At 71.6% G+C, this 6,413-nt stretch carries 3 protein-coding genes; 1 reads left to right on the top strand and 2 read right to left on the bottom strand.

The window, feature by feature from the left end:
* Positions 1-27: 27 nt before the first annotated feature.
* The gene (locus tag AC13HU_RS29315) at positions 28-1,140 is read right to left on the bottom strand and encodes a PP2C family protein-serine/threonine phosphatase (protein ID WP_483044989.1); all 1,113 of its coding nucleotides are present in this window, start codon (positions 1,138-1,140) and stop codon (positions 28-30) included.
* Positions 1,141-1,369: 229 nt separating this feature from the next.
* Positions 1,370-4,711 carry a lectin gene (locus AC13HU_RS29310; protein ID WP_483044988.1) on the bottom strand — a complete coding sequence of 1,114 codons (3,342 nt, stop codon included), beginning with the start codon at positions 4,709-4,711 and terminating at the stop codon, positions 1,370-1,372.
* Positions 4,712-5,415: 704 nt separating this feature from the next.
* Here AC13HU_RS29310 and AC13HU_RS29305 point away from each other — a divergent pair.
* A complete protein-coding gene (locus tag AC13HU_RS29305) occupies positions 5,416-6,039 on the top strand; it encodes a hypothetical protein (RefSeq protein ID WP_483044987.1) in 624 nt (207 codons plus the stop codon).
* Positions 6,040-6,413 lie beyond the last annotated feature (374 nt).

The raw sequence follows: 6,413 nt of genomic DNA, 5'->3' as shown, positions 1-6,413 counted from the left end.
GGATCTTGGTGCCCGGGGCCGTGACTCTCAGGACGGGGAATGCTCCCCTGGCACGCGGGTCACGGCGAGGACGGCCATGTCGTCCTGGCGGGTGTGGCCCGTCCACCGGTCGACGTCCTCGGTGAGCGCGTCGACCAGGTCCCGCGGGTCCTCGAAGCGGCGGCCGGCCAGCGCCGAGCGGCACGGATCGTAGAAGACGCCCTTGCGGTTACGGGCCTCGGTGACGCCGTCGGTCACGAACAGCACCGTCCCGCCTGGCGGCAGGCGCCAGGAGTCGGCGGGGCGTACCGCCCCGTCCTCGGACACCGGCGCCAGCCCCATGCCCAGCGGGAACGCGGGCACGGCCGGCGGCAGCGGTACGAACGTCCCGCCGGTGATCAGGTATGGGGGCGGGTGGCCCCGGTTGACCACGTGGAGCGTCCGGCCGTCGGGGGTCACTTCGGCGAGCAGCGCGGTCGTGAACTCCTCGGTCGGGTGGTTCATGGTCTCGTGGGCGGCGTTCCGCGCCAGCGCCTCGTCCATCCGGCGGGTCAGCTCGGGCAGGTCCGGCGCGTGCTCGGCCTCCTGCCGGAACGCGCCGATCGCCACGGACACCGCGCCGACCGCCTGCATCCCCTTGCCGCGCACGTCCCCGATCATCATCCGCACCCCGAACGGAGTCTCCTGCACCGCGAACAGGTCCCCGCCGATCCGCGCCTCCGCCTGCGCCGCGCTGTACATCGACGCGACCGCCAGTGGTCCGGCCCGGGCCGGGGGCTGCGGGAGCACCGCGCGCTGTGCCGCCTCCGCGACCTCCGTGGCCCGGGCGAGGTCGCTCATCTGCCGGCCCATCAGCACGTTGACCACCAGCGCCAGCACCCCGACCACGCCGACCACCGCCAGGTCCACCAGGCTCGACAGCCACGTCCGCTCCCGGTTGAAGTCCAGCCCGACCGACGCGACGGACGCGAGCACCGCGAACACCACGCTCGTGCGGAACGACAGCGCCGCCGCCGCGACCAGCGGAGCCGCGGCCAGCAGCGGCAGCCCCACATACGGTTCCGGCCCGAGCAGGTCGAGCAGCGAGCCCGACACCAGCGCGAGCGTGGCGAGCGCCCCGGGCATCCAGGACGCCCTCAATGATCCGGCCCGCACTCCCATCGCCCGTGCTCCTCATGGCGTCTGGTCGCCGGGGCCACCGCCGTGGCCGCCCGTGGTGCCCGCCGCGGGCACTTGCCCATCCACCGTAGCCCCTGGTGGTAGGCCCGCAAGCCCGCCGCCCCGCACCCCGCCCCGCCCCCGACCCGACCCGGGCGCGCCCCCCGTCGACGCGGAGGGCGCGCCCGGACTCGTGTCGTCGCCGTTTCGGACGGCAGGCCGTCCGCTCAGCTCATCCGCCGAAGCTGATCGCGAAGAGGTGGACGGTGCCCGACGCGCCGGTCACGGGGAGCGTCACGGACGCCACCGTCTTCGTCGCGTCCAGCGGCACCTTCACGGAGAAGACGTACGCCTTGACGTTGTCCTTGCCGCCGCTGCCGGTGTCGCGGTAGTCGGTGGTGACCGCGGTGGTGTTACCCGGTACCGGCTTGGTGCCGGCGCCGTTGAGCGTCCAGTCCGAGAACGTCACCGTCGCCTTGGCGGTGGTGCCGTCGGTGTAGGTGACGGTCAGCGCGCCGGGGACTCCGCTGCCGTCGGTCGGTGCGTTGGTCGCCGACCCCAGCAGCCCGAGGTACGCGCCCGACGTGCCCGCCGGCTGCGGGAGCGTCTGGCCGGCCACCTCGAGGTTGTCGGGCCGTCCCGAGGTGATCGTGGGCCAGGTGTAGTCGAGGCCGTCGGCGCTGACCTTCGCGCCGCCGGTCACCCCGGCCGCGGCCAGCGCGTCCTGCGAGTACGCCCAGCCGCCGTCGTCGAAGCCGCCGGAGAAGTGCGCGGCGTCGGGGTAGATGCCCTCGTTCGTCTCGTACGGCCACAGCTCGCCGGGCTTCGCGACCGACACCCGCAGCGTCGCGCTCGCGAGCGCCGCGCCACCGCTGTGGTCGGTCACCGCGAAGGGCACCGCGTACGCGCCTTCGGCGTCGCCCCCGGTCACCGTCACCTTCGCCTCGGCGCTGCCCGACGGCGGCACCGTCACCGAGCCCGACGAGGTGCCGAGCGTCACCCCCGACGGCGCGGTGGCCGCCCAGTCGGCGGTGACCGCCTTGCTGCCGAGGTTGGTCAGCCGCAGCGTGGCGTCACCCGAGTCCCCGGGCGCGACGATCAGCCCGTCGCTGCTCGGCCCGGTCGCCGCCAGCACCCGCCCGCCGCCGGTGGCGTCGGACGGCGGAACCTCGTCGGCCGCCGAGCCCCATGACGTGTTCGGCACCGTGTTGAGGCTGTAGTCGAGCGTGCCCGCCTTCTTGAACTGGTCGAAGGTCAGCCAGGAGCCCTTCCACGCCTTGCCCTTGACGTTCAGCGCCTGTACGTAGGGCGCGTTCGTGGCGGCCTGCGGGGCGTTGACCGCGACCTGCTTGCCGTTGCCGAAGGTGACCTTCGAGACCGGGAACACCGGACTGCCCAGCACCAGCGTGTCGGTGCCCGGCGTCTCCGGGTACATCCCCAGCGCGGACCACACGAACCACGAACTCATCGCACCCAGGTCGTCGTTGCCGAACGAGCCGACCGGCGCGTTGAAGTACAGGTCCTGCTGCGCCTCGCGCACGGCCGCCTGGGTCTTCCACGGCTGTCCCAGGTAGTTGTACTCCCAGGGGATCTCCAGGCTCGGCTCGTTGCTCAGGTCGGCGTTGGTGCCCGACGGGTCGGCGATGTCGCTCAACAGGCTGTCCAGGTAGGACCCGTAGGCCGCGGTGCCACCACGGGCAGTGATCAACTGCTGGAGGTCGAACGGCACCATCGGGGTGTACTGCGCCGACGTGCCCTCCACGAAGCCGTTCGAGGTGCCCGGCGTGAAGCCGCCGGCGAACTGCCCGTCGGAGTCCTTCGCCTGCATGTAGCCGGTCTGCGGGTTGAAGACGTTCATCCAGTCCTGCGCGCGGGTCGCGAACTTCTGGTAGTCCGCCGTCCTGCCCAGCGACTTCGCGAAGGACGCCAGCGCGTAGTCCGCACTGTCGTACTCCAGTTGGGTCGAGACCGGGCCGTAGAAGTTGCAGCAGGAGTACGTGCCGTCCAGCGGCAGGTAGCCCTTCGCGTCGCGCACCGCCTCGCCCGGGCGGTCCTGGTTCGGCGCGGTCGCCTCGTGCTCCATCGCCGACAGGGCGTGCGCGGTGTCGAAGTTGCGCACCCCGAACGCGTAGGCGTCGGCGATGATCGAGGTGGCCGGGTCGCCGACCATGACGTAGCTCTCGCCGTTGTTCGACGCCCACTTGGGCAACAGGCCGGTCTGGTCGTAGCCGTTGAGCATCGAGGTGACGATGTCACCGGTCTGCTTCGGCGCGACCATCGCGATCAGCTGCGTCTGGGAGCGGTAGGTGTCCCAGCCCGAGTAGTTGGCGTACTGGGCTTTCTGACCCTGGGTCAGTTTGTGGACCTGGTCGTCCATGCCCATGTACTGGCCGTTGTCGTCCGAGAACACGTTCGGGTGCAGCAGCGCGTGGTAGAGCGCGGTGTAGAACTGCACCTGCTGGTCGTGGCTGCCGCCGCCGATCCGCACCCTGTCCAGGACGTCGTTCCACGCGGTGTGGTTGGCCTTCCGCATGGCGTCGAAGTTCCAGCCCTTGACCTCGGTCGACAGGTTGGACGCCGCGTTGTCGTCGCTGGTGTACGAGATGCCGACGGCCGCCGTCACCGCGGGCTTGCTCGCCGTGTCGAACGTGAGGTACATGCCGTTGGCGCCGGTCACCGGCGCACCGGCCGTCGCGGACTTGGCCGCGGAGGAGCTGTTCGGGCTCGCGGTGGAGTTGTCCGGGCTCGCGGAGGGCGAGGCGCCGCCGCTCGGGTGCACCTTCGGCGATGTGCTGCCCGGCACCGTGAAGTGCTGCTCGTGCAGCGGGGTGTTGGGGTGGGTGGCGAGCTTCTGCTCCGGCCGGCCCTCGCTGAGCTTGGTGGCGTCGGGGTTGATGGTGCTGCCGACCCAGGTGCCGCTCGCGGTGAACGGCTGGTCGAACTTGATGTCGAAGTGCAGCGTGTAGCGGTTGGCCGCGCCGCAGAAGTGCCCGCTGTCGACCGACCCGCTCACCTCGCGGTTGCCGACCACCCGCACCCGGGTGCCGTCCACCTGCGACGCGCCGCTGCTCAGCTTGAGCAGCAGGTTCGACTGGGCGCCGGCCGGGAATGTGAACCGGCCCAGGCCCGCCCGCGTGGTGTCGGTCAACTCGGTCTTCACGCCGGCGGAGTCGGTGACGCCGTAGTAGCCCACGCCGGTCTGCTCGTCGTCGTGGCTGAACTGCGAGGAGAGGTTGGACAGGTTCCCGGACAGCGCGCCGGTGACCGGCAGGATCGGCACGTCTCCGGCCACGTCGCAGCCGGGGCCGGAGACGTGCGTCAGGCTGTAGCCCGAGATCTTGCTGTCGTTGTACTCGTACCCGCCGCCCTGCGTCCGGTCGGGCGTGGTGTCCGGCCCCCACTGCATCATGCCGAACGGCACGTCGGGCCCGGGGAAGGTGTTGACGGCGCCCGAGGTGCCGATCAGCGGGTTGATCAACGCCGCCGGGTCCGCGACGAGTTGCGGGCCTGACGCCGCGCCGGCGCCGGCCAGGGACTGGATCGGGAGCGCCGCGATGCCCAGAAGGGACACCACGGCGAGGCGTTGACGGAATCTGCTGCTGAAACGGGGCCCGTAGGGGCGCCGTTGTCCGACCATCGGTTGCCTCCGCGATTCGTCGTCACACATGGGTGTGCCAGGGACGGGTGGCGTCCTCGATCGACAGCGACGTCGTAGGGCTCACGGACTGACAACGTTGCCAATCTGCACGAGGCATGAGTAGAGCGCGGACTCTGAGGGCGTGTCAATGACCGCGGGGCAGTCTTCACTCCCGTCGCTCCCACCACGCGCACCTCCCCAGGCGTGTCGCGAGCGCCCCGCGGGAGGGTGTGCCGACGGCTTCGGCGGAGCTCGGGTCGCGTGTCGCGTCTGTGTGAAGGCGCCGGCATCCCGTGGGTGCCACTGCCCTCCGGGCGGCCGATCGCGCGGCGGAACGATCGCGGCGCGCGCGTTCAACCAGGCCCCGTAACAGGCCGGTTCGGGCCGCCCCGGGGACGCCGGCCGCGAACGGGCTCGGCCCGGCGGGTCCTTCGCCGGCGGGCGGACGGGCGGCCGAACCGGCGCAGCCGAAGCCGGCGGAACCGTCGGGACCTGCCGTGTCCGGCACAGACGTCCCCAGGGTCGTGGTCGCGAACCCGCTGTACGTGGCACCAGTCGGATATGACCTGCACCAGGACCTACAGCGGGTCCGCGCCGATCCCGGATCGAATCGTGTCAGTGGCCGGTGGCAGGCTTACGGGGTGCTGATCGAGGGATACGACAACGGCCCGCTGGTTGCGGGGGAGTTTCTGCTGGCCCGGCCGGGATTCTGGTCGAACTACCTGATGGCGATGTGCGGCGACGGGACGAGTGCCGGGCGCCCCGCTCCGGAGTGGTTCGGCGACGACGGCGCCGATGCCGATGCCCTGTCCGAGGTCCTCTCGGACCCCGATTCCTGGCCGGTGTTCCGCGTACCCGCTACAGACGGTCCTGGGGCAGTGGTGATCTACCGCAACCTGGTCGGCGACTGCGGCATCGACTACCTCCTCACCCACCCGTGTCGGAGCCGCGCCCGGCAGATCGCCCACTGGGAAGGGGAGTTGACGGGGGCCGGACTGACGTGGCACGAAGTGGTCCGTATCGCCGACAACCCGGCGCCCACCGTCGAAGGGGTCGAGGACGCGGCCGCTCGCCTCCTGCTGCTCCTTCCCCTCCTCGACGACCTGGACGTGCCAGGGGACGCGCCGACCAGGATCAGCGCTGCCCTGACGTCGGTCGGAGCGCCACAGGCCACCGCCACCGGCACGGCGGAGCGCCTCATCACCCACCTGATGGGAAGGACACGGCACGATCCGACGTGGGCTTCGCCCCTGAGCGGCAGCTAGTGCCCCTCCCGGCAAGGTTTGCCCCGCTCGCCGCTCTGGCACGCGCGTCCTCCCCCTGCCTTCGGCGGGTGGGGGCACCCCCGGCGAAGCCAGGGGGAGTGCCCCCAGCGTTGGCCGAAAGCCCGAGTAGACGCACTACGAGGGCTTCCGGCCGCCTTGCGGCCTGGGGGCACCCCCACGCCGAAGGCCATGGGGGAGTGCCAGGGCACCTCGCTACCGGGCAAACCTTGCCGGTCACGGCACTAGCGCCGCGAAGGGCCGCACGTCCGCCCGCGTATGATCGCGCTGCTCGTCGTCGGGGGAGCGGTGGGCGCGGGTGGGCGCGGTCCGTCGACGGGAGTCGCTTTCGAGTGAGGCTGGAGCCGCCGATGGAC

Source organism: Streptomyces sp. NH27 (genome assembly GCF_056859195.1).
The sequence above is the reverse complement of the archived record's forward strand: the minus strand, read 5'-3'. Positions and strand labels throughout refer to the sequence as shown.

What these genes read in the sequence shown, in the direction of transcription:
- AC13HU_RS29315 (WP_483044989.1), bottom strand. Translation starts at nt 1,140, where the DNA reads ATGGGAGTGCGGGCCGGATCATTGAGGGCGTCCTGGATGCCCGGGGCG.